The sequence below is a fragment of the Bradyrhizobium sp. STM 3561 genome (genome assembly GCF_045571455.1).
GTDB classification, from domain to species: domain Bacteria; phylum Pseudomonadota; class Alphaproteobacteria; order Rhizobiales; family Xanthobacteraceae; genus Bradyrhizobium; species Bradyrhizobium vignae.
The window spans coordinates 5,212,939-5,237,208 of the sequence record NZ_CP120695.1 but is presented as its reverse complement, the minus strand read 5'-3'; the positions used below and the strand labels follow the sequence as shown (position 1 = coordinate 5,237,208).

General features: G+C 59.9%; 22 protein-coding genes and 4 pseudogenes. 12 read left to right on the top strand and 14 right to left on the bottom strand.

The annotated features are described in order from the left end of the window. Window positions 1-8: 8 nt before the first annotated feature. The 3 genes and pseudogenes from P6U28_RS24825 to P6U28_RS24815 all read left to right on the top strand — a co-directional run bounded on the left by P6U28_RS24825 (window position 9) and on the right by P6U28_RS24815 (window position 1,986). On the top strand, window positions 9-530 hold the full coding sequence (locus P6U28_RS24825) for a hypothetical protein (protein WP_407120126.1): 522 nt from the start codon (window positions 9-11) through the stop codon (window positions 528-530). 229 nt (window positions 531-759) lie between these two features. Next, window positions 760-1,123 (top strand): annotated as a pseudogene (locus tag P6U28_RS24820) (SOS response-associated peptidase family protein); the annotation flags it as partial. Between the two features lie 632 nt (window positions 1,124-1,755). Beyond that, entirely contained in the window at window positions 1,756-1,986 is a 231-nt protein-coding gene (locus tag P6U28_RS24815; protein ID WP_407120125.1) for a hypothetical protein, read from the top strand. Window positions 1,987-2,149: 163 nt separating this feature from the next. Here P6U28_RS24815 and P6U28_RS24810 read toward each other — a convergent pair. From P6U28_RS24810 to P6U28_RS24800, 3 genes and pseudogenes are all read right to left on the bottom strand, one after another. Further along, a pseudogene (locus P6U28_RS24810) lies at window positions 2,150-2,371 on the bottom strand (DUF2939 domain-containing protein); the annotation flags it as partial. A 240-nt stretch (window positions 2,372-2,611) separates the two neighbouring features. Further along, window positions 2,612-2,803, bottom strand: coding sequence for a hypothetical protein (locus tag P6U28_RS24805; protein WP_122401594.1), 192 nt, complete (start codon window positions 2,801-2,803; stop codon window positions 2,612-2,614). Between the two features lie 1,072 nt (window positions 2,804-3,875). Further along, a complete protein-coding gene (locus P6U28_RS24800; RefSeq protein ID WP_122401595.1) occupies window positions 3,876-4,088 on the bottom strand; it encodes a hypothetical protein in 213 nt (70 codons plus the stop codon). A 488-nt stretch (window positions 4,089-4,576) separates the two neighbouring features. On the opposite strand from P6U28_RS24800, the gene P6U28_RS24795 reads away from it, so the two are divergent. Continuing rightward, the gene (locus P6U28_RS24795) at window positions 4,577-4,840 is read left to right on the top strand and encodes a hypothetical protein (RefSeq protein WP_160118789.1); all 264 of its coding nucleotides are present in this window, start codon (window positions 4,577-4,579) and stop codon (window positions 4,838-4,840) included. A 1,637-nt stretch (window positions 4,841-6,477) separates the two neighbouring features. Here P6U28_RS24795 and P6U28_RS24790 read toward each other — a convergent pair. Next, on the bottom strand, window positions 6,478-6,696 hold the full coding sequence (locus tag P6U28_RS24790; protein ID WP_376707299.1) for a DUF6161 domain-containing protein: 219 nt from the start codon (window positions 6,694-6,696) through the stop codon (window positions 6,478-6,480). On the opposite strand from P6U28_RS24790, the gene P6U28_RS24785 reads away from it, so the two are divergent. The 5 genes and pseudogenes from P6U28_RS24785 to P6U28_RS24765 all read left to right on the top strand — a co-directional run bounded on the left by P6U28_RS24785 (window position 6,690) and on the right by P6U28_RS24765 (window position 10,613). Then, entirely contained in the window at window positions 6,690-6,992 is a 303-nt protein-coding gene (locus P6U28_RS24785; protein ID WP_407120124.1) for a hypothetical protein, read from the top strand. The two genes, P6U28_RS24790 and P6U28_RS24785, sit on opposite strands and share 7 nt — an antisense overlap. Before the next feature lie 411 nt (window positions 6,993-7,403). Then, complete coding sequence (locus tag P6U28_RS24780) at window positions 7,404-7,856, top strand: ABC transporter substrate binding protein (protein ID WP_209296573.1); 453 nt, start codon at window positions 7,404-7,406, stop codon at window positions 7,854-7,856. 247 nt (window positions 7,857-8,103) lie between these two features. Continuing rightward, window positions 8,104-8,485, top strand: a pseudogene (locus tag P6U28_RS24775) (nuclear transport factor 2 family protein). Between the two features lie 549 nt (window positions 8,486-9,034). Further along, complete coding sequence (locus P6U28_RS24770; protein WP_244607902.1) at window positions 9,035-9,619, top strand: hypothetical protein; 585 nt, start codon at window positions 9,035-9,037, stop codon at window positions 9,617-9,619. Window positions 9,620-9,830: 211 nt separating this feature from the next. After that, window positions 9,831-10,613, top strand: a complete 783-nt coding sequence (locus P6U28_RS24765; RefSeq protein ID WP_122406452.1) for a response regulator transcription factor — start codon at window positions 9,831-9,833, stop codon at window positions 10,611-10,613. On the opposite strand, the gene P6U28_RS24760 is transcribed toward P6U28_RS24765, so the two are convergent. The 5 genes from P6U28_RS24760 to P6U28_RS24740 all read right to left on the bottom strand — a co-directional run bounded on the left by P6U28_RS24760 (window position 10,610) and on the right by P6U28_RS24740 (window position 16,769). Further along, complete coding sequence (locus tag P6U28_RS24760; RefSeq protein WP_244607903.1) at window positions 10,610-12,028, bottom strand: HlyD family type I secretion periplasmic adaptor subunit; 1,419 nt, start codon at window positions 12,026-12,028, stop codon at window positions 10,610-10,612. The two genes, P6U28_RS24765 and P6U28_RS24760, sit on opposite strands and share 4 nt — an antisense overlap. Before the next feature lie 50 nt (window positions 12,029-12,078). After that, window positions 12,079-13,815 (bottom strand): type I secretion system permease/ATPase, encoded by a 1,737-nt coding sequence (locus P6U28_RS24755; protein ID WP_407123113.1) that lies wholly within the window; start codon window positions 13,813-13,815, stop codon window positions 12,079-12,081. Between the two features lie 141 nt (window positions 13,816-13,956). Continuing rightward, on the bottom strand, window positions 13,957-14,415 hold the full coding sequence (locus P6U28_RS24750) for a hypothetical protein (RefSeq protein WP_035705682.1): 459 nt from the start codon (window positions 14,413-14,415) through the stop codon (window positions 13,957-13,959). Between the two features lie 250 nt (window positions 14,416-14,665). Then, window positions 14,666-16,093: a hypothetical protein gene (locus tag P6U28_RS24745; protein ID WP_407120123.1), complete on the bottom strand. Its 1,428-nt coding sequence runs from the start codon at window positions 16,091-16,093 to the stop codon at window positions 14,666-14,668. A 433-nt stretch (window positions 16,094-16,526) separates the two neighbouring features. Then, window positions 16,527-16,769, bottom strand: a complete 243-nt coding sequence (locus tag P6U28_RS24740) for a hypothetical protein (protein ID WP_407120122.1) — start codon at window positions 16,767-16,769, stop codon at window positions 16,527-16,529. 226 nt (window positions 16,770-16,995) lie between these two features. Here P6U28_RS24740 and P6U28_RS24735 point away from each other — a divergent pair, with 226 nt between their 5' ends. Then, entirely contained in the window at window positions 16,996-18,087 is a 1,092-nt protein-coding gene (locus P6U28_RS24735) for an IS5 family transposase (RefSeq protein WP_122402508.1), read from the top strand. Then, on the top strand, window positions 18,087-18,431 hold the full coding sequence (locus P6U28_RS24730) for a hypothetical protein (RefSeq protein WP_407120121.1): 345 nt from the start codon (window positions 18,087-18,089) through the stop codon (window positions 18,429-18,431). The genes P6U28_RS24735 and P6U28_RS24730 overlap by 1 nt, the downstream gene beginning before the upstream one ends. Before the next feature lie 580 nt (window positions 18,432-19,011). Here the strand turns inward: P6U28_RS24730 and P6U28_RS24725 are convergent. The 5 genes and pseudogenes from P6U28_RS24725 to P6U28_RS24705 form a co-directional block, all read right to left on the bottom strand. Beyond that, window positions 19,012-19,872: a hypothetical protein gene (locus P6U28_RS24725; protein WP_407120120.1), complete on the bottom strand. Its 861-nt coding sequence runs from the start codon at window positions 19,870-19,872 to the stop codon at window positions 19,012-19,014. A 105-nt stretch (window positions 19,873-19,977) separates the two neighbouring features. Then, window positions 19,978-20,277, bottom strand: coding sequence for a hypothetical protein (locus tag P6U28_RS24720; protein WP_145986995.1), 300 nt, complete (start codon window positions 20,275-20,277; stop codon window positions 19,978-19,980). 681 nt (window positions 20,278-20,958) lie between these two features. Then, on the bottom strand, window positions 20,959-21,135 hold the full coding sequence (locus tag P6U28_RS24715; RefSeq protein ID WP_174221559.1) for a hypothetical protein: 177 nt from the start codon (window positions 21,133-21,135) through the stop codon (window positions 20,959-20,961). A 384-nt stretch (window positions 21,136-21,519) separates the two neighbouring features. Then, window positions 21,520-21,732, bottom strand: coding sequence for a hypothetical protein (locus P6U28_RS24710; RefSeq protein ID WP_122406454.1), 213 nt, complete (start codon window positions 21,730-21,732; stop codon window positions 21,520-21,522). Between the two features lie 441 nt (window positions 21,733-22,173). After that, a pseudogene (locus tag P6U28_RS24705) lies at window positions 22,174-22,538 on the bottom strand (DNA ligase); the annotation flags it as partial. A 177-nt stretch (window positions 22,539-22,715) separates the two neighbouring features. On the opposite strand from P6U28_RS24705, the gene istA reads away from it, so the two are divergent. Next, window positions 22,716-24,257 (top strand): IS21 family transposase, encoded by a 1,542-nt coding sequence (gene istA, locus P6U28_RS24700; protein WP_407120119.1) that lies wholly within the window; start codon window positions 22,716-22,718, stop codon window positions 24,255-24,257. Window positions 24,258-24,270 lie beyond the last annotated feature (13 nt).

Genomic DNA, 24,270 nt, shown 5'->3' with positions numbered 1-24,270 from the left:
AAACGTATATGGAACGTTGGGACAAACTAAATTTTGCATTCGAGTATCTTCTTCATTTCATAAGTCTGAAGTCCGCCGAGGAACGCTATGAAATCAACTCAGTGGAATTGGCTCTTGTCAGCAATTTCAAGGGCGGCAACAATTCCGTTGTCGAGCCCCTGCAAAGCCTTGGCGATAAATTGCCGCGTTATAGCAGGCAGCTCTCACGGCTGGCTAAGTTGATCGCCGGCCGTGATCTCCGGCAAATCCAAACCATCGATAGCCTTGGGGCTGAGGCAGGTGAATTTCCAGCATTGAGCGGGCACACGAATTCCAAGATTGCTGGCTTTGGTCCATCGTACGCATCCGCGCTTCTTGCTGCCTATTTTCCTCAAACGTTACCAATAGTAGATCGTCAGGTTCTGAGGGGCGCGGATATTGATCATGATGTCGATGAAAACGGTCAGGTAGTCAGCATCGCAAACTATTATCCCATGCTGCTGAGACGGTTTCGAGATGAACTTGAGGTCAGGCCGCACGCCGGTCGTTGACCTCGCTGTAATCGCGTTCACTTCTGCTTTTGGTCCTAGGCTGCCTTCGCTGTAACTGCCCGTTGGGTCTGCTCTTCGGGGCAGAGCGGACGCACGTCAGGGCTAGCCGCCACAGACGGCCGTCGCTCCCGGTCACACCGCGCGTGTCCGTGCGCGAGCTGGATCGGGAATGGTTTATTCGAGGTAGCAAAATCAACAGGGTACGTCGGGCCGGGAGCCGGTCTTAATAATGTGTAATCTCTACAGCATCACTACCAAACAAGCCGCCATCCTTGCGCTCTTCCGCGTGGTCAATCGCTACGTTGGCAACTTGCAGCCCATGCCCGGCGTCTTTCCCGATTATCCGGCTCCCGTGATCCGCAACACGGAAGCCGATGCGAGATGACACTGATGCATTGGGGCATGCCGCCGCCTACCGGCGGCCCTCCGGTCACAAACATCCGCAATATGTCGTCGCCGCATTGGCGCGGTTGGGGCTGAAGCCCAAGAAACCGTTGCCTCGCGCCCTGCAACAGCTTTGCCGAATGCGCCTGAGCCCAATCCGGAGACGAAGAAATGATGTCGTCTGGTTCGAGCTTAATGACGATCGTCCTTGCGGCCGCCGCTGTCCTCTTTGTTCTCGGCGCGCGCAACTCAAGACATCATCAGGCAATGCCCGCTGCAATGTCTTCGCCTCATCCCACCGCGCGCATCCAGACGTGGCGGCTCGTTAAGGAATTGGTTACGAGTCGCTGTCACCATTTGCATATAGGTCGTCGCCATATGCGGCGACGCATTCTGAGAACGGTTTAATATTTCGACACGCCCGGTTGGCGGTCTCTTCTGGAGAGGCCCAATGTTAAGGGCTTCGCGGTGGCAGTTGTGGCGCTGATTGGCACCGCGCAAACGGTCGATATCTAGCCAAAGGTCGGTATACAGACGCGGCCATGGATATGCTGCGGCAAATCAGGCACGCATTGGGTTTTAGTAATTTGTTTAACGCGGAGCCGCGTGATGGACATCTCATGGGCTGATCTCGATAGCGATGAACAACGCACCATTGCGATATTGGGAGCCGGACTTTCAATTGAACTGTGCGACCCTCTTGCCCTCCTGACGCTAAGGCGGCTCGGTCTGGTCATAGGGTCGCATTTGACGGCCGCTGGACACAATTTGCGAAGAGATGCCATTGTGAAGAGTGTCGCGGGCTAAGTGTTGCAGGTGGGTGATTAGGACTGAGGTCTGAATGCCAAGCGCAATCGAGCTTATTGTGGACGCTTACGTTAGCCTCAATAACAGGATAGCTCTCGACGATTTGCGCATACAGCGCCGGAAGCTGGCCGTGGACCTGAAGGCACGCACCGACGTTGACTGCCGGACAACCATTCAGCAGATCGAGGAAGATATCATCGTGATCGAGGCTGGGCTAGCGCAGCTGGATGGAGCGGCGAAGACCAACCACCCAAAGAGCCTTTAGCCTCGATCTAGATCATCCGCTCCTTGGTAATCCGCAAGCTGCGAAGGTAATAGCCCTGTCTTTGAACGGCTGATTTGATCTCGTCGCTGACTTTGAGAACTCGTTTTCTGCTCTTGCGCCACTTGTTCTGAGAGCCGAACGCGTTTATCGCCATTCGCTCTAATGGGCGCACCGGCCGCCTTTGGCCGAGTCGATCGAGATAGGCGGACATAACCTGGTCGACGAGGAAGTGGCGGACACGCAACAAATCCGTTCGGGCCATGATTTGAACAGCGTCTCCGCTCCGAACGGCCGAAACCAGATCCAACGCGGAAACGAAAGCCGACCCGGCATACACCACAAGGCAGAGCAGGAGGACCGCAACGATGCCGACGAGCCACTTCATGTAGCGGCAATTGAGGCGAACGGGCTTTGTTCCCGAAGCTACCGAGCCGGTGGCGCCCCCCATCCATGGATAGACGCGCGATTGGCGACTGAAGTCGATGTCCTTCTCCTGCGAGGGCCCGGGCCGCCAAACCAAAGCGCTGGTTACGCGATCCAGGGTGAGCGACCACGAAAACGCGATCCTGAAAAGGCAGACATGCTTAACTAAGGGCGGGATGGCCCAAGCTTCTGCGAAGCAACTCTATCCGCTCAAGGCCGCACGGCCCTGCGCGGTAATTCGATATTCGGTATTCCCAGATGCTTCAGGGATTGCCTCTACTAGGCCAGACTCTACCAGGCGAGCAACGAGTTCGTGATCGAACAGCTGTGTGCTGATCCACGGTTCGGAAGACAGTTGTTCTAAGAACGCGCGCTCGATCTCGGTCAGGTCCACGGCCTCTCCGAGGACAACTCGACGCGCGTCAGTGCCGTTCCGCGTCAGGAAGGTGCAAAACCATCAGGTGGGACAGAAAGCACTTACAAGCCCGGTCACTATGGGGACGAGCCCGACGACGATCCATAGGACAGGCGAGCCAGACGACAGGCCGGCAGCAATAATCCAGACGCCAAGGAGGACGATGACGGTCGAAATTGCATAAGCGACTGCTCTGTGCATGGCGAACCGCGGGTTTGGAGGCCATTCGACGCCGGGCCAGGCAAAACGTTCCTGCGCACGCGCCCTCGAGGGACAACAGCGGCGCCCGCCGGTTCGCACTGGCGGCCCCTCGCGAGCGTGGGATTAACTTAGGATATAATTTCCTCCATTAAATATTTATGTCCATCATTTAAGACTAGAGTGTTGTTGCGACCTCAGGCACTCCTTCGTGCTGCGCCTGGCCGATGCACCGGCGGCTACATCCAGAGGCATTACCGCCGCAAACGCGAGTGCATATCAACCGTTTCTTGGGAAGCTTAGGCTTGACCATCGTATAGCGCGAGTTCCCAATTAAATCCCTAGTCAAAGATGAGTCGGGGTTGCCGTGGGTATTTACTTGCTCTCACTCGCGGCGTGCGTTGTCGGGGTCCTTCTGTTCATGGCATTCCATCGATAGGGCCGACAGCGGACGCAACAGTTACCTTGAATCCTCAGCCCAGAGCCGAAATTAATAATCTCGGCCGGTTGTTTTTGACTGTGCACAATTGCGCGCGTTCAATTCCAAAGATTGGAGGCGAGCGTGTATTTAAATTGGGTCCTCGTTATTCTCATCGGCGTCAGCGTAGCGATCCTGATCGCCCACACGATCGATGCGATGCGTTCCTGAGGTTGCGCTTGCGATTGGATTTATGCGGCGTCTTCGAGTTACACGGGCACGCGGATTCTGATTTATACGCCCTGCGCAGCCCGCGCGCAGTAGTCCAGCGATGAGCACCACCGCTGAACTGCGGCGGGCGATCTACTTCGAGAACCGCCTACATGGCCAAGAGGAACCCGCCAGCCGCCCCAGGTCGGCTTGTTTTTCAATGCACTAGCCGTCCTGGCAGCTGATGCCGAGGCTGTCGCAAGTGAGTGCGAACGACTCTTTTGATTTAGGGTCTTCAAAACAGAACTTGGTGCCGATCTCCGCGCGGTCGGTCCACCAAGCGGCGTTAGCTTCTTTCGCGATGCGGGAAGCTTCGCCCCGTAACAGGTCGAGTTGTTTCCCGGCAGCACGAACAATCAGGCAATTCTCCTTGGGCATAAAACGTCTCCAATGACAATTTGGACTGCGCAGAAGGCACGCGGCCGAAAGACTGCCTAATTTGTCGCTTTAAGACAAATGATGGGACTTAGGGGCGTTCGGGGCATCATGGAAATCCGGACAGTGATCAGCCCGGTTGCCTGGGCATTCGTCCTAGGTGGTCTTGGCCTATTCGTCATGCTGTACCTTCCCTGGTAGCGGCAGGCATGTGCGGCTCGGAGCCGCCCGAGCCAACGAGAGTGGCGGCGTGCCGCTCTTGAAATCCGGCCGAACATCGGCGCCGCGCCTTCCGCATGCCACGCACACAAACCGGGGCTCGAGATCTGACAGCCGCATGCCATCCGGCCAACAGTCAGCATTGAGTGCCAAGCTGTGGCTGCACCGGTAATCTGCGCAATAGAGTAGGACCACGCGCACGCCCATCTCACGCATCTCGCCGAAAGTGATCTTGAGCGGCCGGCCGTCGACGTGTGTAGGTGTGTAGTTGCGTGAAGAGCGAGGCATGCCGCCATCAAAGCGACATCGTAAGTACCTCGCAAATTATCAATAACTTGGGCCGGATTGCGACGGAAGTGCTAAGCTATTTCTTCAGAATCAATCCCATTTCCCGTGCCATCCGCCTGATGGATCCGGCGTGCCGGCCAAGCGCTGCCGCAATCTCCGAGACGACACGGCGACGCGCCAGCCAAGCCAGCCGCTTCCGCTCAGCCTCGATCCATTCCTTGGGCTTTGACGATCTCATTTCGAAATGATCGAATGAGTTCGATGCGAGCGATATTGGGAAATTTACGGGTGGCGAGGAGCGACTAAGCGAGCCGACCCGCCCCGGCGGATGGCTGTCTTAACGCGTCTCAAACGCGCCAACCTTAGTGCAGTACGCGAGCGGCTTCTGCTAGCCGGACCTTCTCTCGTAGATCCTCGAGTTCCTGAAGCATTTTCAGGAGATCCGGCAGGACCGTTGCCCGCTTCAAAATTCGGGTCGTTTGTCCCATCGCTAGACGCCTCCATGGCTCGCCAACGGCGAGCCACATCAAGGCGCACACGGGCAAATTTTCTCCTGCCCAGAGAATTGCATTTTTAACGAACCAGCTGAGCATGCCCGTCTGCCTGACAACCCGAACCGAGATATAGCCGCACATCCTTGGTCAGGATGACACCAACTGGCGTCGGAATAACGTCGGCTGAATTTGGTAGCGCATTAGCGTGCGCTCCGATCTGGCCATGTGGCCGGGAGAGCCGCGCCATTTCGAGAAAAGTAACGGTCAAAGGCGTCTCCACGATCTCGGGTGGTTGTCAGCTTCCGGCATGCTCCGCCACCGGTCATCGCCGTTGTAAGCCGACCGGGGTTTTGATGATGGTCGAGCTCCATTCGCTGGTCGGTTGCGAGCTTCATCATGAAGGAGCGACGCAGGGCAGGGGCATTGTTATCGAAGCCGAGGAGCCGACTTCCTCAGATCGTTCGTGGCTCTGGTCGAGCGCCTTGTCGCCGCTCAGTACGATCGGGGCCGCAGCGGCTTGGCAGGGCAGGCACATGAGGCGCCGCCCAGGTCACGTAGGAAACGCGCCCAGTGGCTGGCGGCACATGCCGGACGGCTGAGGCGATGAATAGGGGCCCGCCAGGTTGGCGGGCGTCTCTCTTGCGGCTCTCTTGTACGACCCGTTTAATGATCTCGATCATTGGCAGGATCGCAATGCAAAAGATCATTACGGTGGGCGTTATGACGGCCGCGCTCGTTCTTGCAGCCTGTGGCAGAGAGCCTGGACCAAAGGGCGATCCGGGAGCGCAAGGCCCGGCCGGTCCGCAAGGCGCTCAAGGTATTCAGGGGGTGCCGGGGCCACAGGGCCCAGCCGGCGCGCAAGGACCACAAGGACCGTAGGGGCCGAAAGGTGAGAAGGGCGACAAGGGCGATCCGGCGCCCGTCAACATCCGTGCCGTGCAAGCGGATGGCGCAGTCAATTGCGATAATAGCGAAACACTGGTGTCCGTATTCTGTCCTGGTGGGGGAGCCGCAGACGGCGCGAAATGTGGGACCTCGCCGACGGTCGGGCTCTGCATGAAGAAGTGAAGCCAAATGGCCCGTCGGTTCACGGTGGCGGGCCCCAGACTCTCGCTGCTCTTGCGGTAGAGGAAGGCCTCCCCACCAACCGGCCAAGCTGATGCACCGCCCGGGACAGATACCGCCTCGGGGGCTCAAAAAAGCCGACGCAGCCGCCTATTGCGGCTGTTCCGAGGATGCGTTCGACCGGGGGCGATCTCCGGCACTCAGCGTTGGGACCGAAAGGCGATTGATTGGTATCTCGACCGGGCTTCTAGTCTGCCCCAAGGGACGGCGAACGAGGCCGACGATGCGCTGGCGGACTGGCAGGCTTCACAAGCTGCACGGAATCGCTAACGACCTGGCTTGGAGTCCAACGCCTTTGCGATGATTCCCGCCAGTGACGCATCGGGCCCTTCCTCCTTCACGATTCCGTCTGCGGCTGTTCTGAATAGTGGGGCCAGTATGAGCGCACGGTCGGCTGCCTCAACCTTAGAATCGTTGCTCAGAGCAAGATAGGTTTTGATAAGGGCGATGCGCTCCTCGGCGTCCGTGTGAGTGCGCCATGACAGAGTTAGCCGATTTCGATTTCAGCATTGAATTCTCGAGTCGGTTTGCAACGGAATTATTGCAAGCCTGCTTTTTAGTTGGTGCGACGCCGGGACGTGTTTCCTACGACCAGACCGGTCAGCCAGGTCTAATTGGAACGCGAACGGTGCCGGGCGGAGCCGCCCTGTATCAGTCGTATTTGCTGGAAATCGAAGCCGGCTACGACCTAACCTTGGGGAATCCTACAGTAAACTTTGATGTTCTCAGCGCGTCATTATCGACTTTGATATCGGTATCAAAATCCCGAGGAATGTCGTAGCGCGCATCTTTGACGTTACAGCTGTTGATACTGCTCTCGCAGCAGACCCCATGTCTGTAGACGTCACAAGGGACTATTCCGAAGAATTTTGGAGCGCGCCACGCAGCGATCCCTACCCCGGTCGTGGGGCGAATTACACCAAAGGAACTATTGAGATCCTATTCGCTCCCGCGGTGGCGCCGTTCGGTGGCGGAAAGAGAAGTTCGCTCAAACCGCTAATGTGACCATGTCCAACGTCTCGGACATCCAGATTTTGCCTGCGGGGACGGACCCTTCATTCGTAAGCTTGGCCAATATGTTTGCGGCTAAAGGACTTACATTTTTAATCTCGACAGAAGCGAGCGGCTACGACTTGACGCCGATGATAGGAACCTGGATGCCTACGGCACCACAGTCATAGAACCAATCACGATGCGCATCGGTGCTGCGCCTTCTGGTCCCGTTATCGCGTACGCCGCCAACACTGCTGGCGGCATCCACAACAGCACCGAAGTAGAGCGCGCATTCACCGAGTTCGTGGGGAGCGGAAGTGGAGGGGGCGTCATTGCGTTGCCCCACGCCATCACCGAGGTCAACCGCGATCTTATCATTCAACGGGCCATGGCCAATCTCATGCCGGCAATATTTGCATTCGAGGCCCACGCATACGCGGGAGCGCTTGTGACTTATGGTATCGATCGCAGCGATACCATCTTGCAGACAGCAGACTACGTCGATCGCATTCTTCGTGGTACCAAGCCGGCAGACCTGCCGGTTCAGGCGGCCCGCAAATTCGAATTGGTTGTCAATCTCGAGACGGCGAAAGCGTTGGGCCTCACCATATCTCCAACATTGCTGGGCCGCGCTGATAAGGTCATCGAGTAGCCAAAACAATCGTAGTCTCTGGTCTCCTTTTGGCCCCTTGAGCTTCCATTACAGCGTCGGAGGGAGATGTCCGGAGGCGGAGGTAAACCGGAATGGCCGACCGCTGGCCAAAACGGCGCTTTTGACCCGCGGCGATATCGGCTCTACTTCGGCGCATCTCTTGCTCAGACAATTAGGCGGCGCATGGTATGCCTGTGCCCAGTGTCATCGCGTGCGCAAACGAAAGCGCCAGATGGTGAGGCGAAGGATGGATGATCGCGAGAAACTAGCTGCGCTGCGCCGTCCTTGGGATGCTTCGGATTCAGGCCAGTTCGAGATCGAGCATGAAATCTATTGCGAAGATGCCGTGCTCGATTATCCGCAATCAGGCGAACGCATCCGGGGCCGGCGCAAAATCCAGGAAAGCCGCTTCCTGCAGCCGAACACAAAGCGCTTTGCCGTAGGGCGAATCCTTGGGGGTGGCGACCTCTGGGTTAGCGAGTTTGTCCTGAGCTATGACGACGTACCGTCTTACTCCGTCAGCATTATGGAGTTCCGCGACGGCCGTGTAGCGCACGAGACTCAATATTTCGTGAGACCGATTCACTCCGTCGCCCTCGCGTGCCCACCTTGTTGAGCCTCTCAACTGATCGCCTCTGTTGCACGCCTTCGGGATGTCAGCTTACGCTCTCAGATATTTCGTGACCTGGGGATCACCCTCACTAGCTCCGAACATAACGCCGATCCGCCGCATTGATCTGTCTGTCTGAGCTGTGTCGGTCATGTTGACCTCCTCATATTGGTCAGCTTCGTGATCCTCCCTCGTTTTTGCTCGATCCCATCTGCTTTCGTGGCGTTTCGTTCACGCCGTTTCTGATGCGAAGCTGGTGCGCGGTACAGGCCCGAGGGCCATAAGCCGGTGATCGGCAGCCTTTGGTGGTGCAAAGCGGGACCTTTGAACACGCAAGTTGCAGAGGGGACCAAGAGCGGACCAAATCGGGCCATGCTTGCTTTCACGATTGTCCTTTTGCGGCAATCTCGGCACGGGCCTGGAGCCCAATCTGATCCGCCGATCCAGGCATGGTCCAGACGACTGCGAGCTTAATGGCCGTTTAACGCTTTTGCGCAACAAATGGATCACCAGCGCGGAATTAGTCCTAGTTACAAGTGCGAGCCGAGCTCCCAGGGAGGGGAATCGGATGGGACTGCTTTTTGTTGGAGTGCTGGCAGGAGTCCTGATCGGCTTTGGCTGGTTCGCGCCTTCCCGAGGGTATTTCCTTGGGTGTGCGTCACGAGCCTGTTTCGACCGGGTTGCGGTCGCCCGACCCGCACAGCCAACGCCGACGGCATTGGCGCCGGATCCCGTGATCGTCAAATCGAATTCTGCAACTCGGGGAAGGTCCGGCAAGAAATCATCTCCAGAGAAGAGCGGATCGGTCGACCTCGCCAAAGCGGCGTCACCGCGGACGAGGATCAGCGTCCCGGTATCCGAACGGCCCGCGGAAGTATCAGATCCTGTCCTGGAAAAGGCGAAGGTCACCATCGCCACGAAGATGGAGGATCCAGGATCGGCCGAATTCACCGAAATGAAGCGCACGATGCGAAAGAACACGCTTGGACGCCCCGTGGACACGATTTGCGGGCGTGTGAAAGGAAGAAGCGCATCAGGCGGCGAGACCGCAGAGAGACCGTTTCTTTATCTCGTGAAGGAGGATGAAGTATATATCGCCGACGGCAAGTCGGGGTCGGCGGCGTCAACGGCGTATCGAAATATCTGCAATTAGGGAATGCGTCGACTGCGTCACCGCGCGGTACGCGCCCAAATGATTTGAGCGGAAAGAATTTCCACCCAAGCGCCAAGTACCCGCAGTGGATAAGGCACTGGCGGCGGCACTGCGCCGCTCTCGTGATGTTCATTCAGGATGAATGCAGCAGCAGGGGAGACGCAGTACGGAATGGGAATATCGCGGAAGCTCTTTTCATCTCGAGGAAATCATGGACGACATAACCAACTCGTCAAAGCGGCTCGATGGATCGCTTCACTTTCCGGTTCTGGTAATCGTCGACCCGCTCCTGTTACCCCGCACATGTATTCTGAACGTCCTCAGGCGGGAATTGGCGGAATTCGAGATCCTCGACTTGGCAACGGTCGAAAGCCTGGACACCACGTCAACTCGCGATGTTCGTCTGGTGATGCTGAGTATTGCAGACAAGCCCATCGACGATCCCTCGGTTGAGGGCAGTCTCGCCTTCGTTGCGGAGTGTTGTCCCAACGCCGCCGTTGCGATCCTGTCGAACCATGACGACGAGCCGACCGTGCAGGCCGCGATGCAGCGGGGCGTGCGCGGCTTTCTTTCTACCTCGCTGCCGATCGAGATCGCCATAGCTGGCCTGCGCCTTGTCCTTGTCGGCGGCGTCTACAGGCCGCTGCCTGTCGCCGGCATGAACAGGATAGCTGATTTCGAGGCGCCAGATGCACGCGGGCTTGCGCGCGCATATCTTGTGAACGAGGGAGCCGGAGTGACTATCGAAAGGAGCGTGACCGACCTCACGCCTCGTGAGCAACAGGTTCTGGCGGAATTGGCGCTCGGCCTGCCCAACAAGCTGATCGCCGCCAAATTGAACCTCTCGGAAAGCACAGTGAAAATGCACGTCCAGCATATCATGCGGAAATGTGCCGCGCACAATCGGACGGAAGCCGTGCTCCGCTGGCGCGTCCGGTTGCCGGCGCAGGTTCGCGATCACGAATCCGGCGCAGGTCCGATGCAGGAGACTTAGTCCTCTCTGAATGCACCACGGAAGCTGTCGAGCAAAGGCCTGAGCGCGTAGAGAGCCACGGTACCGTGCCCTGTCGTGATGAACACTTGAACCGGCATGCCGGGGACGATCTGGATGTCGTTTGCGAGGATCTGCGCGTCGTCGATCCGGATTTTGGTCGCGTAGTATGGCTGGTCGGTACGCTTGTCGAGGAGCCGGTCTGCCGACACGTGCACGACAGTTCCCTTCAGGCGAGGCACGCGACGCTGATTGTACGGTACGAGGTGAACCTCGGCATTGAGGCCGGGATGAACCACGTCGATATCCTCGGGCCTCAGGCGCGCGGTCACGATGAGACGGTCTTGCCGGGGCACCAGGTCCATGAGCGGAGCGCCCGCTCCGATGACGCCACCGGCTGTATGAATCCGCAAATCGGTTATCACGCCATCCTCTGGCGCCTTGACTTCTGTTCGCGATAGCTGGTCCCTGGCCGCAAGCAACCGCTCGCGGAGCTGGAATATCTGGTTCTGTGCTTCACGAAGCGACTGTGCGATCTCGTTCTGCCTCTCGCTCTCGAGCTTGAACAATGTGGCCTGCTGTTCGCTGATGACTTGCGTGGCGCGGGAAATCTGCGCGGCGATCTCGCCGCGGCGGCCCTCAACGTCGGCCAGCTCCCGCTGCAGGTTCAGAAGTCGCGGCCGCCGTTCGAGCCCCTTATTGACGAGGGTCGTGACCATATCCAGTTCCTCCCGGACGATGCCGACCCGCTGCTCGGTGGCGCTCTCCTGTGCCGTGAGACCTTCGATCTCCTTTTCGACTTGACGCGTTCGTTCGCGAATGACCGCAAGCTGCGACTCGTGAACCTGCAGGCGTGCCTGAAAAATGAACTGCTGCGCGGACATTGCAGCGGCTGCCACGCCGTTCTGCTTGCTGTCCTGTTCCAGCGCGTCCGGAAACGCGATGCTCTGAGATCTCTGCTGCTCGGCTTGAAGTCGTGCGGCACGAGCAACTGCGTCCCAAAATTGACCTTGAAGGCTTTGCACCTCCGAGCTCGCCCGGGTATCCTCCAGCGCGATCAGCGTTTGGCCGCTACGCACGCTATCGCCATCCGAAACCAGGATTTTGCTGACGATACCACCTTCCAGATGCTGGATCGTCTTGCGACTCGATTCCGATTCCACGACGCCGGACGCGATCGCGGCGCTCTCGAGCGGCGCGAGGCTCGCCCATGTCCCAAGCCCCAGCATGAAGCAGAGCACCAGCAGATTGCCCGCGACGGTGATAGTGCGAAGCCTTCCGCGTGGCGAGGTCGGCGTAGGCGTCGAGCACCATGGAAACTCCAGAGGCTCGAAATCGTCGATTGCGGTTACCACGACGCCAGATCGTCGGGCGGGCGGGGGGCGCACCGGCGCTCGCACGAACTGGTCCCAGATCATGGGAAGTCTCGAGACAGCAGGATGCTTCCAGACGGTGAGAGAGTTCCAGATCATGGCGCAACCTGTGAAGTAACCTGGGGTCGGCTCAGGTGCCGTTCAAAGATGTCTTCGCTGTCGCCGAACGCGGCGACCGCACCGTCTTCCATGATGGCAATCTTGTCCGTGGCGGCGAGGAGACCCATCCTGTGAGTGACGACGACAAGGATGACGCCTGCGAGCTTCATGCGTTCGATGGCATCCAGGAGCATTCGCTCGCCTCCGTAGTCGAGGCTGGCGTTGGGTTCGTCGAGAACGATGAGGCGTGGACTGCCGAAAAAGGCGCGGGCAAGACCGAGGCGCTGCCGATAGCCGCGCGAGAAGATTGTTTCACTGTGAACCACCGTGTCGTAACCCTGCGGCAGGCGCATGATCGCCCCGTGGATTCCAGCGAGCTTGGCCGCTTCGACGACCTTCCGCCGGTCGGCATCTTCAAGGCGTGCGATGATGTCGTTGATGGTGTCGCCGATCAGATTGATGTCCTGGGGGAGATATCCAAGACCGCCGCCGTTTCGGCCTTCCCGAAACAGCGAGACGTCCGTATTGTCGAGGAGGACACGGCCATGCGTCGGCATCGACAGCCCGGCGATCACCTGGCCGAGTAAGGACTTGCCTGACCCGGACGGACCGATGATGCCAAGGCATTCTCCGGGCATGAGGCTGAAGGAGACGCCGTTCAGCAGAAGATGGTCGGTCCCCGCAAGCCACACGCCCACATTGTCGACGACGAGGCCGTTTCGCGCCTGCGGCGGGAAAACCCCTGCGCTCGCCTGCCGGCCGACGGGGAACGCAGCGAGAAGTGCGCCGAGCCGCTGACAGGCACTCACGGCCGTCACGAGTGATTTCCAGCCTGCGACCGCACTTTCGACCGGCGCGAGCGCCCGGCTGAACATGAGCGTAGAAGCAAAGATGATTGCCGGACTTTTCCCGTGATCGAGAACGAGCCACGCGGCAACCCCCATGATCAAGACCTGCGACAGCGCGCGAACCGGCTTGGCGGCCAGCGAGACGATCTCGCCTCGCCGGAGGGCTCCATCGCGTTCTCTGCGCGCGTGCTGCGCGTCACGCTGGATCATGCGCGCAGCGCTATCGAACATTCCCATGGCGCGGATCATGTGGATGTTGCTCGCGGCAGTCTGAAGGCGACCGTAGCTTCTGGAGAGCGCGGCGCTGGACCTGAGCAAAGCGTCTTCCGTGACGAGCTCTCCGGCGATCGTGAGTGCGAACAGGAAGGCGACGCAGCAGGCGCCCACCACGCCAAGCAGGGGGTGGATCAGAACGAGGACCACGAGGAACAAGGGCGACCAGAGCGCGTCGAACAGCATCGCACATGAGCCGGACTCGACGAACTGGCGCAGCACGGTGAGATCCCGATATGCGTCCGACGCTTGCGTCCAAGCGCTGCGAAGCGCCGATTCGAGGCCGGCCGAAAGCACGCAGGGACGAAGCCGATCGTCGAGCCAGGCGCCGAGGCGTCCAAGGACGGCGCGTCGCAATGCATCGAATACGCCGCCGACGACCACTGTGATCGCGACGATGAGCGTGAGCAGGAGCAACGTGTCGCCGCTCCGGCTCGACAACACCCGGTCGTAGATCTGAAGAAGATAGATGGAGGGCGCAAACAGGAGCACATTGTAACTGCAGCTATATGCGAAAACGAGGCCTAGCGGTCCCACGCAGGACCGGAGGGCTATGTGCAGTGGCGTCCGGATCTGCGGCAGGATGGGCAACCGAATGGGCGGCATCAGCATGATCGTCACCGCCTGAAATCGAGGTCCGGCGCACTTGACTGATGCTCAGCGCAACCGGGCAACCACATAGGTAGATCTTTGGCGCGAAATCCAGGACCGGCGGCCGCGGCAGCCGGTCCTGCCGGTCAGACGAGCGGTTCGTCAGAGCGTGTCGAGATGGAAGGTCACTCCTCCACCCCATGCGAAGTTGCCGTCTCCGCCATCGCCGCCGATGCCGGCGACAACTTCCTGGTGCTGGTCCACCGCGAGCTTGTTGATCTGGGTGGCATCCGTATTGGCGTAGACCTTGGAGGTATCGTAGCCGCTGTAGGACTTCTGGCTTCCGTTCGACTCGGCGTCTCCGCCATGAGCCTTGGAGAACACCGAGGCCTTGGCGTTGGCGCCGCCAGCATCCCAATCCGCCGTCTGTTTGACGTGATCGCCGGTGCTGACGTGCACGTCGGCGCCTTCCGCCTTGTTGGTCGGATCGTAGTTGACAGTCGGCTTGCTGATGATGGCTCCCTTGAAAGTACCGTCACCGCCATTTCCGGCACTTTGACCACCGGTGTCGATCGACTTGACTTTGATCGTATCCGAGATGTTGATTGCCTTTGGCATCATTTGAGGCCTCCGTCGGTTTGTTGGCTGTCGTGCAACATCCATCCCGATCAGGCGGACGCGCACGGCAGTCTGATCCGCCCGTGCCCAGGAGCGATAGATGTCAAATCGAACACCATCCCGGTTTGATGGGCCTACCTACGAAAGTACGACATTTCGTCAGGGGGGGGCGCCTCTGCGCGGGCTTTGCATGCGAAGAGTGGCGACGCGCGTGCCCCGATGCGATCGGCCATGCAAGCGATGCGACGTTTCGCTATGCCAGCAGGTGAAGATCCGACAAGAGATGCGCGGCATCGCCACCTAGCACGAGGTTGCCGTAGCCGCCGTCCCCGCCAACGCCGGCGATCTGGGTCGCACTCTGGTCGATGTGCACGTTGTTGACCTGATCCGCCATGGCCGTCGAATGTGGACCTGCGATTGCTATGTTGATGGGTGCATAGATCGCGACGCTGACGTCGATCAGACTGCCCGCAAAATAACCGTTGCCGCCATTGCCTGCGCTGTTCGAACCGGTCGCGATCGTATCGGACCCGCCCCACAGATCATGGGAGAGAAGGTTTGCATGGCCGCCCCCTGCGGCGTTGTCGTTGCCGCCGTGCCCTCCAATGCCAGCGATCTGAACCGCGGATTGATCCACGGAGACATCGTTTATCTGCACCGCGTAAGCGCTGGAGCCGTAACCCGTGATTGCGATGTTGATCGGGTTGTACACTACAAACGAGGTATGGACGAGTTCCCCGTAGAACATGCCGTCACCGCCATTGCCGGCCTGGCTTCCTCCCGTTTGAACGTCAAAGACGCTCGATCCCCAACTGGGGTCGAGCGTGATGACGCTACCGCCGGCGGCCACATTGCCATGTCCGCCACTTCCGCCGACGCCCGCGATCTGCGTGGCCGATTGGTCGATGTCGACCGTGTTCGACTGACTTGCATGTGCAGTGCCGCCCGAGCTCGCCAACGCAATATTGATTGGATGATAGATCACCACGGGAGCGTCCGCGATCGCTCCCGAGAAATGGCCGCTGCCGCCGCTTCCGGCGCCGCTCTCGCCGCTCGCGATCACGCCGGCGCCTAAGGACGTACTGACGCTGCCTCCCGATGAAATGTTGTCATTGCCGCCATGGCCGCCGGCGCCGGCCATCTGAAAGGCGGATTGATCGACATTCAAATTGTTGGACTGGTCGGCCTGGGCGACCGAGCCGTATCCCAAACTCACCGAGATGTTGATCGGTTCATAGACCAACAGGGACGCGTGAATGATACTTCCGTAAAAGTAGCCATCTCCGCCGTTCCCGGCCATGTTGGCTCCGCTCTCGACTGTCGCAATGCCCATCCCAGGATGGGATGCGTCGGAAGCGGGCGTGATGGACGAAACATCCAGGCCCGCCGCAGCGTGATTGCCGGCGTGGCCGCCTGTGTCGACCCCCGATGCGGAATGTTTGGATTGAATCGAGTCGGAACCATGATGCTGGGTATTCGCGCTCGTGGGGTGCGCTTCAGGACCTGCAAATTGACCTGAAAATTGACCTGCAGACGGGCCGGGACCATGGACCAGGATGCCACCGCCGACCGCGTCGGTCAGGAAAGGGGCGCTCGGTGCCGGACTCGCTTCGTCGTCCCCATCATGCCGATGAGAGGCCTGGTGCAGCCGGATCCCATCCGACATCCGCGAAAAATCCATCCTAACCTCCCTCATCGCAATCGCTCCACGCAATCGGACGGGTTCTGCATAGAATGTCATCCCGGGAAGGTCGAAAGCCCAGTCGTCAGTTCGGATATAGCGCTTCGTCTGGCAGCCGTAACATCGGCTACATCCGTTCGGGTAAGATTTGCCGATGCTTCAAAGTGCGACCTTGAGGGGACAATCGAACTGACGGCTAAGTCGCCTGCATCTCGCCTGCGGCCAAAATGGATCCACCGCGTTGCCGGATTTAAGTCGCATTGCGACCCAGGTCACGGCCACCCGCCGAGCCCGTCCGTGCCCGCGCGGGTGGTTGATGCCAGTCCCGTCCTCTCCGCCGGGATCGCAACCCGCGCGTCGCAGGCTCCCCTTACTTAGCCTCGGGTTCGCTCTCGCGGCGTTGCCAGCAAATCCTCGCCTGGTGTCAGCAGCCTCACGTAAGTCCCGCTCTCGCGCTCTCGTGCAGCTCGAGCCAACCTTGATCGACCGCATGCTTGATGCCGGCGCCGAATTCGGGACCGCTAGAATTGCAGCCGTTCTTCGACAGGAACGGCGCGTTGTTCTTCTCGATATGGATGCGGCCGTCCTGGACCGCCTCGACGCCTTTGGCGAGTTCGATCAGCTTGCGCCGCGCGGCCTCTGGATCAGAGTGAGGCCGCTCGTTCATCAGCTTCATGGATCGGCCCCCCAGCCGGAAATTCTGCCGAGCTATAGGCGATTCTTGATTACCCGGTCTCGGCAAGATGGCTTGCTCCGTGCCATAGCATCCGGAGACGATATTGGAGCCCCGCATGCCGCACGCTGTGCAGACGAACCGCGGCTCTAGCAGGCTGTTGAAAAAGGCGCTCGCCGCCGACCGGCGACCGTGATTCATTGGCTCCGATGAGATTCGGAGATGGTGCGTGCGCGGCGGCGACAATCGAACGGGCGAACTGTTCAGCTACGTCGACCTGGAGGCGCGGGTGCGGCGTAATCATCCGCTGCGAGCGATCCGGACGATTGTGAACGAAGGGCTGTCGGCGCTGGAGCGAGAGTTTGCCGCGCTCTATTCGCCAATTGGGCGGCCGTCGATCCCGCCGGAGAAGCTGCTGCGGGCGATGCTGTTGCAGGCGTTTTATTCGATCCGCTCGGAGCGGCTTCTGATGGAGCGACTGGAATACGACCTGCTGTTCCGCTGGTTCGTCGGAATCGGCGTTGACGACGCAGCCTGGGACCATTCGGTGTTCTCGAAGAACCGCGACCGGCTGCTGGAAGGCGACATCGCGGCCAAGTTCCTGGCGGCGGTGCTGGCGCAGCCCAAGGTGAAGAGGCTTCTGTCGAGCGATCACTTCTCGGTCGACGGTACGCTGATCGAGGCCTGGGCCTCGATGAAGAGCGTCAAGCCGAAGGACGGCTCCGGCGAGCCGCCAGCGCCAGGCGGCGGGCGCAATGCCGAAGCGGACTTTCATGGCCAGAAACGCTCGAATGACACCCATGCTTCGACCACCGATCCGGACGCCAGGCTCTACCGCAAGGGCAAAGGCAAGGAGACGAAGCTGTGCTTCATCGGGCACGGGCTGATGGAGAACCGCCACGGCCTGCTGGTCGACGCCTGCCTGACGCAGGCCGGCGGGCATGCCGAACGGGTGGCCGCGCTGCACATGATCGAGCCTCGTGCCGACCGACCGACAGCGATCACGCTTGGCGCCGACAAAGCCTACGATGCAGAAGACTTCGTCAACGAACTGCGCTCGATGAACGTGACGCCGCATGTTGCACAGAACACCAGCGGCCGTAGTTCTGCGATTGACGGACGAACGACCCGGCACGGCGGCTATGCCATCAGTCAGCGCATCCGCAAGCGCATCGAGGAGGCATTCGGCTGGATCAAGACGGTTGCCGGGCAAGAGAAGACCAGCTTCCGTGGCCGTGATCGCGTCGCATGGGCCTTTACCTTCGCTGCCGCCGCCTACAATCTGGTGCGGCTGCCGAAGCTGATTGCGGAGACTGGCTGATGGCCAAGGTGCCCGGCTTCGCCAAGGCCTTTGTCGGCCGCTGGCGCATCGTCGAGATGGACGTCTGGGACAGCGAGTTCCTCGATCTTGCCGAAGAGGCGCATCTCACCTTCCAGGGCAAGTCCGATGGCGAAATCGCCTTTGGGGCTCTCAAGGGCTCCCTGGACGTGCGCTACGGCGCCCGCGACGGATCGGCCTGCGCCGAGTTCTCATGGGAAGGGCACGACGAGAATGATCCGTCCTGCGGTCGCGGATGGGCTATGATCGGCACTGCGGGCAGGCTCGTCGGCCACTTCTACATCCACAATGGCGACGATTCAGCCTTCGTTTGCGAACGCGGCTGAGTTCTTCAACAGCCTGCTAGCTGCGAGATCCTGATGTCGTCCGACCATCGGTCGACGTAATCAGCCGTAAGCTTGACGTTGTGGCTGCAGCGATGGTCCTGGCAGAACACGAGATCGCGCACGCCCGTTGATGCAGGTCGCCCAGCGTGATCTTGCGCGGGCGGCCATCAGGTTCGGTGCGGTCCTTGCGTCGAGGACGTGGCATGCGGCCATCGAAGCTCGGCGCCGGCGAGAGTCAAATTATCGATTACTGGTGGCTTGGAAGGCGCGCGAGCTTCTGCGGGCAGGGGGATGTGGACAATTGCCGCGGCTGGTATCGTAAGTAGACGTATGGAGGACTCGCTTCGTTACTGCTGGCGTCGGCGCTCAGCTCGTGCATCGATGTAGACGATCACGGCGAACGTCGCGCCCAAAGCTAGGAAGCCAACACAGCCGGTAATAATCAACCCCGTCACCATCGCGAGATTATTATTTCTGCTGGCGCCTGGTGACGGCAACTCACTAATTATGGCAAAAAGCAACACAAGATCCCCGGAACCGCGGGCTACAGCGCGTCGTGGGTGTGGAAAAGGCCGCCGGTTCACGCTGACGGGCCTGATCGCGCGAGACGTTCATTTCGAGGGCCAACTCGCCATTTCTTGCGGCCAACAATGACGAAATAGGTGGGCGTCTCCCAGAACGCAAACAACCGAATTACGAAGCCGAGGTAGGTGATGCCGTCATCTCCGATGGCCGCGCTCATTGGGTAAATGTCATGAAGTACGCGTGGCTGGGCGGGCGGTGTTCCTCTTGGATCTCCTCCGATCAGGTAAGGTGCGTGCTCATCGCGACCAAGGATCAGGTCTGGGAGCATCGGCTCAAAAGCGTTCTCACCGCATTTCCCAATTGCGTATGAGTGTGCGATCTTCGCAAGCATTCGGGCAAAGTCGAGCATTCGAACGCTGCCGAGCCTGAATCCGTGTTTGTCAGGGATAAATTTCTCTAATTCGCCGCGAGCGTAGCGAAGCACGGTCTCACCGCTGAAATTGAGTTCGGATGTCGGAGATTGGCCCCGCAAAATGCCTGGGGGGAGCCAGTTGAAGCCAAGGCAATATCTCGGGATGTCCGCGACTTGCATTTCTTGCTTTGAATCGGACCCGTCGGGCCCTTTGAACCAGACCTCTCGGGGCTTGTTTCGGTTCTTTTTGCGTCTTGTCTTTAGGTCTAGATGCTCGCGAAAGACACCGAAAGTCCCGCGTAGGCACGTGTCTTCAAAGCGCGTTGTGATCGCATTGCATTTCAGACAGTTTGACTTGGGCAAGAACCAGTCGCCGCCTTTCGGCAGCAATCCAAACGGAATGATGTGCTCATCAGTGAAGGGCGTGTGTTCCTCATCCCGATGAGCGTAGATGCAATGATCGACGGGCGGGAAGGCTTCGCCCGTCCAACTGGCGGCAGTCATTTCATGCTCCTCGCGTCGGCTACAGAGCGTCCTGGGTGTGGAAAATTCCGAGCCTTTTACTTTTCTCGCAACGGCGCGGTCCGCGAATAGCTGAAACTCAGCACACTATTGAAGCCGCACTTCGGGCCATTCATACACGGCACCTTGGATACCATACCGAGCGGCGTGGGCATTGCTGATGTGCCCGACCGTGAGCATAGGCGTTGGCGGAAACTCGCACTTGCAAAATCCAAATCCGAGCGCCTTTGCAATTTCGGCTTCCGCAAGCTTTGCGCTCGATTCAGCGGTCACCAAAGCCTGGGTGATTGCCGCCTGCTTCTCTCCGGTTGGCAGGAGATCCTTGGCATCCTTCAGCAGGCCGAGAGCCGAACGTAAAGCATCAAACGTCGGCTTTACAGCACCCACAGCGGACGCGATCGTTATTGGATCCGGCATAGCCCCCCTAACCCCCGTGGTTCCTTGCATATGATCGCAGGCGGCCACTTTGTGCAGCCGACTCTTGGCCGCGCACCTTCGAAGCAGGCCCCGCGGGCGTGGGATGCTACCAAATGGCTGTGGCCAGGACCGCGGATCGAATGAGGCGCGGCCAGAAAAGCGCATCGATTACAACTGTTGACGCGACACCCCTTGGCGCTCGAGGTTTGGGCTATGGGCTATCCCTGCGGGCTCATGCCTGGCCTAGAAGAGGATATCCACTCCTCCAAACCGAAATGCCAATTTGTTGGCCTAGTGTAGCTTTTTCGTTGTAACGTGATCGCTTCTCATTTCTGCTACGGTGGTCAGCTACGTTTGTGATCTAACGGAGCTGTATCTCCGTGCCCTCCAGTCGTGACAAGGCGATCGCAATCCAATTGTGTCTGCTAGACGTATTCGCGAAGAGCGTCCTAGTTTCGCGTACTCCTTCGCGGCGACGGGCGCCGCGCTCGTCGGCGACCCGCCCAACGAGCAAGCCTAGAGTAGGCGCGGCGCACCACTCGGAGCAATCGAGGCAGTTTCAGCGAGATCGCGTCCGTTGGCGACGCTCGCCGAAAACTTTGGCCGCGATCTGAGGTGGTTCAGGCGCGCTGTAGCGCGGCGCTCGAAAATCTATGCGGCGATGTCAAACGATGCAATCAGTTCGCGGACCTCGTTCGCCAATTCCCGATAGTGCTGCCCGGCGCGCAGATACAGCTCTCGATTGCTGCCGTCAGATTTTTTCGCAATCAGATCGCATTCGGCTGCGAGACTTTCAAAACGTTCCAGCTTTGCCTGAAATCCAGTCATCGGAAAACACCCCAACTCTACAAAGGGAGGCGAAGATATCCGCGCGATTAGGTTAGGGCAAGCAATCGAAAATATAATCATGTTGCAGCGCACTTGCCTCGGAGCGGTCGCAGGACCAGCATCTACGCCCTGTCCCGACAACGTCTCGGGGATGCGGTCTCGATTGGAGCCAAGAGCCTTTGCAACGATCGTAGCGACCTGGGCGCCGGGCGCGGACGATGGGCTAGAGCGCTAGGGCCCGCCGGTTCACGCTGGGCGAGGTAACTCAACGTCAACGGCTGATGGGTATAGTTTAGTTAAGGCATGCGGATTGGTGACGAGTACCGCGGCACGCATGGGCATTGAAAACCCGCCGGCTCCCAGGTCGGCGGGTTTTTCAATCGACTAGCCCTCGTGGCAGGTGATGCCGAGGCTGTCGCAAGTGAGTGCGAACGACTCTTTTGATTTAGGGTCTTCAAAACAGAACCTAGTGCCGATCTCCGCGCGATCGGTCCACCAACCGACGTTAGCAGCTTTTGCGATGCGGGAAGCTTCGCCTCGTAAGAGGTCGAGCTGTTTCCCGGCAGTACGAACAATCACGCAATTCTCTTTGGGCATAAAGGTCTCCAATAGCGATCAGGCGGCGCCCCCGTCAGCACGAAGGCCGCAGCAGGGGGGCTGCTGCGGCCAGCGCGATGGTCAAAATAGACCGGGTGAAAAGGTCTAAGTGAAATATGGAGCCAGCCCCCGTGAGACGGAAGCGTACCGCAGCCTTTTTGGCTTGCAATATGATCGACTTCACATTCTTCGGCAGGCTTAACGGGCCTCAAGGTGAGGGAAGGCCCTCCCGGGCTGGCGAGCTGGCGGGCCTTCACCTCTGAGCAAGGCCGCGTATGTCCCCCACGGCCCCGTCCCAAGGGCAACACTGACAGATTCTCGCTAATTATCATGGTGGAGCTGGCGCGCCATATGCTTAGATGTAAGCGCCGTGCCGATCGTGCGGAACGTCGCGGCTCGGGCCGCGGGAGCCGCACCTGAGTGGCGTCCGCCGGCCCGATACTATAGCTCTCGCCCCATCGCGGGATGACTTCGGTTCTTATAGGGGCGATCGCGATCACCAGGCCCTCGAGACCCATGCGGCAGGCGGCGCGGAATAGGTCAGGCCCGATCTCGCCGCACTCGAAGGGCGCCACTGAAATCCCATCGGGCCGGCGTGCCAGTAGCTTCTCCAGCTTGGCCTTGCGCATGTGGAGGGGCAGCGACCGCAGATCGTCGCTCGCCATTGCGAGGATGTCGAAGTCGTAGAGCTGCACCTCGGGGTCGTGCTTGCGCGAGTGCAGCGCGTTAAAATCGGAGATGCCGTCGACGCCGAGGATCACGGCCTCGCCATCGATGACGAAATGCTTCTGCCGGTTCTTTAGTGCGTAATCCGATGCAAGCCGGCCACTGATTCCGAGGCAATCCGGCCACCGATTCCGACGGAAGTCGGCCACCCATTCCGATCGAAGCCGGCCACCCTGTTGAGACCAGCCTGACGCTCTCGAAGACGGCGACCGAATCGCGGACCAGCCCTCCTTTGCGGTCAAGCAAGGGGAGGTCTGATGCCCGCCGAGAGAGCGCCGATGCGGAAGGTTCGAGAAGTCTTGAGACTGCGGCACGCCCTTGGCGTGAGCGAACGGCAGATCGCGGTCACCGTCGGCATCAGCCGATCGACGGTTGGCGAGTATCTGCGGCGGGCTGCGGTGATCGGCATCACCTGGCCGGTGCCGGAAGGGATGGACGACGGCGAGCTCGAGCGCCGGCTGTTCACACCGCCGACGTTCGAGGAGAAACCTGCGCGGCCGTTGCCCGACTGGACGGCGGTGCACCGGGAGCTGAAGCGGCGCGGTGTGACGCTGCTCCTGCTGTGGGAGGAATATCGCGCCGAGCACGCCGACGGCTATGGCTACAGCCGGTTCTGCGATCTCTACCGGAAATGGAGCGAGACGATCTCGCCGACCATGCGGCAGGTGCACGGGCCCGGAGAGAAGCTGTTCGTCGACTTCGCGGGCGATACCGTGCCGGTGTTCGATGCCGCGACCGGCGCGCAGCGGCTGGCCCATGTCTTCGTCGCGGTGCTGGGAGCATCCAACTACACCTTTGCCGAGGCGCGCTGGTCGGAAGGGCTGGCCGACTGGATCGGGTTACATGTCAATGCCCTGCGCATGATCGGCGGCGTGCCGAAGGCGATCGTCTGCGACAATCTGAAGGCCGGCGTCACCGCCACCTGCCGCTATGAACCGGGCATCAATCGCACCTACCAGGAACTGGCCGAGCATTACCGCACTGCGATCCTGCCCGCGCGTCCGAGGAAGCCGCGCGACAAGGCGAAGGTGGAAGTGGCGGTGCAAATCGTCCAGCGGTTCGTGCTGGCGCGGCTGCGCAACCGGCGCTTCTTCTCGCTTGACGAGCTCAACGCGGCCATCCGCGAGGCGGTTGCCGACCTCAACGCCAGGATCATGCGCAAGCTCGGTGTGAGCCGCAACGAGTTGTTCGCACAGATCGACAAGACGGCGCTCAAAGCCTTGCCGCCGCTGCCGTATCAGTACGCCGAATGGAAGAAGTGCCGCGTCGCGCCGGACTATCACGTCGAGATCGCCGGTCACTACTACTCGGTGCCTTCGCGTCTGATCCGCGAAGAGCTTGAGGCGCGCATTACCGACCGGACGATCGAGATCCTGCACAAGGGAGTCCGGGTCGCCAGCCACGCCCGCTCTGACGTGCCCCATCGCCACACCACGATCCCGGAGCACATGCCGAGCGCGCACCGGCGCTATGCCGAATGGACGCCAGCACGGATCAAACGAGAAGCCGCCAAGATCGGCCCCGCCACGATCGCTCTCCTCGAGGCGATCATGAAAGCCAAGCCACATCCCGAGCAGGGCTTCCGGGCTTGTCTCGGCATTCTGCGGCTCGCGCGCAGTTACGGCGCGGCCCGCATCGAGGCCGCCTGCCGGCGCGGTAACGACATCGGCGCGACCTCCTACGGCTCGATCAAGTCGATCCTGCAGCACGGGCTCGATCGCGCTTACGCAAACGAGAGGCCGCCGGACGACCCACCGATCCGCCACGGCAATATCCGCGACACCGATTACTACCACTGAAGAAAGGAGAGAC

Coding starts and splice junctions, on each gene's coding strand:
- P6U28_RS24825 (WP_407120126.1), top strand. CDS start 9: ATGGAACGTTGGGACAAACTAAATTTTGCATTCGAGTATCTTCTTCAT.
- P6U28_RS24785 (WP_407120124.1), top strand. CDS start 6,690: ATGACAGAGTTAGCCGATTTCGATTTCAGCATTGAATTCTCGAGTCGG.
- P6U28_RS24740 (WP_407120122.1), bottom strand. CDS start 16,769: ATGAAGCTGATGAACGAGCGGCCTCACTCTGATCCAGAGGCCGCGCGG.
- P6U28_RS24730 (WP_407120121.1), top strand. CDS start 18,087: ATGGCCAAGGTGCCCGGCTTCGCCAAGGCCTTTGTCGGCCGCTGGCGC.
- P6U28_RS24765 (WP_122406452.1), top strand. CDS start 9,831: ATGGACGACATAACCAACTCGTCAAAGCGGCTCGATGGATCGCTTCAC.
- P6U28_RS24710 (WP_122406454.1), bottom strand. CDS start 21,732: ATGCCCAAAGAGAATTGCGTGATTGTTCGTACTGCCGGGAAACAGCTC.
- P6U28_RS24760 (WP_244607903.1), bottom strand. CDS start 12,028: ATGATCTGGGACCAGTTCGTGCGAGCGCCGGTGCGCCCCCCGCCCGCC.
- P6U28_RS24780 (WP_209296573.1), top strand. CDS start 7,404: ATGCGCATCGGTGCTGCGCCTTCTGGTCCCGTTATCGCGTACGCCGCC.
- P6U28_RS24800 (WP_122401595.1), bottom strand. CDS start 4,088: ATGCCCAAGGAGAATTGCCTGATTGTTCGTGCTGCCGGGAAACAACTC.
- P6U28_RS24725 (WP_407120120.1), bottom strand. CDS start 19,872: ATGACTGCCGCCAGTTGGACGGGCGAAGCCTTCCCGCCCGTCGATCAT.
- P6U28_RS24815 (WP_407120125.1), top strand. CDS start 1,756: ATGCCAAGCGCAATCGAGCTTATTGTGGACGCTTACGTTAGCCTCAAT.
- P6U28_RS24715 (WP_174221559.1), bottom strand. CDS start 21,135: ATGACTGGATTTCAGGCAAAGCTGGAACGTTTTGAAAGTCTCGCAGCC.
- P6U28_RS24745 (WP_407120123.1), bottom strand. CDS start 16,093: ATGGATTTTTCGCGGATGTCGGATGGGATCCGGCTGCACCAGGCCTCT.
- P6U28_RS24770 (WP_244607902.1), top strand. CDS start 9,035: ATGGGACTGCTTTTTGTTGGAGTGCTGGCAGGAGTCCTGATCGGCTTT.
- istA (WP_407120119.1), top strand. CDS start 22,716: ATGCCCGCCGAGAGAGCGCCGATGCGGAAGGTTCGAGAAGTCTTGAGA.
- P6U28_RS24750 (WP_035705682.1), bottom strand. CDS start 14,415: ATGATGCCAAAGGCAATCAACATCTCGGATACGATCAAAGTCAAGTCG.
- P6U28_RS24755 (WP_407123113.1), bottom strand. CDS start 13,815: ATGCTGATGCCGCCCATTCGGTTGCCCATCCTGCCGCAGATCCGGACG.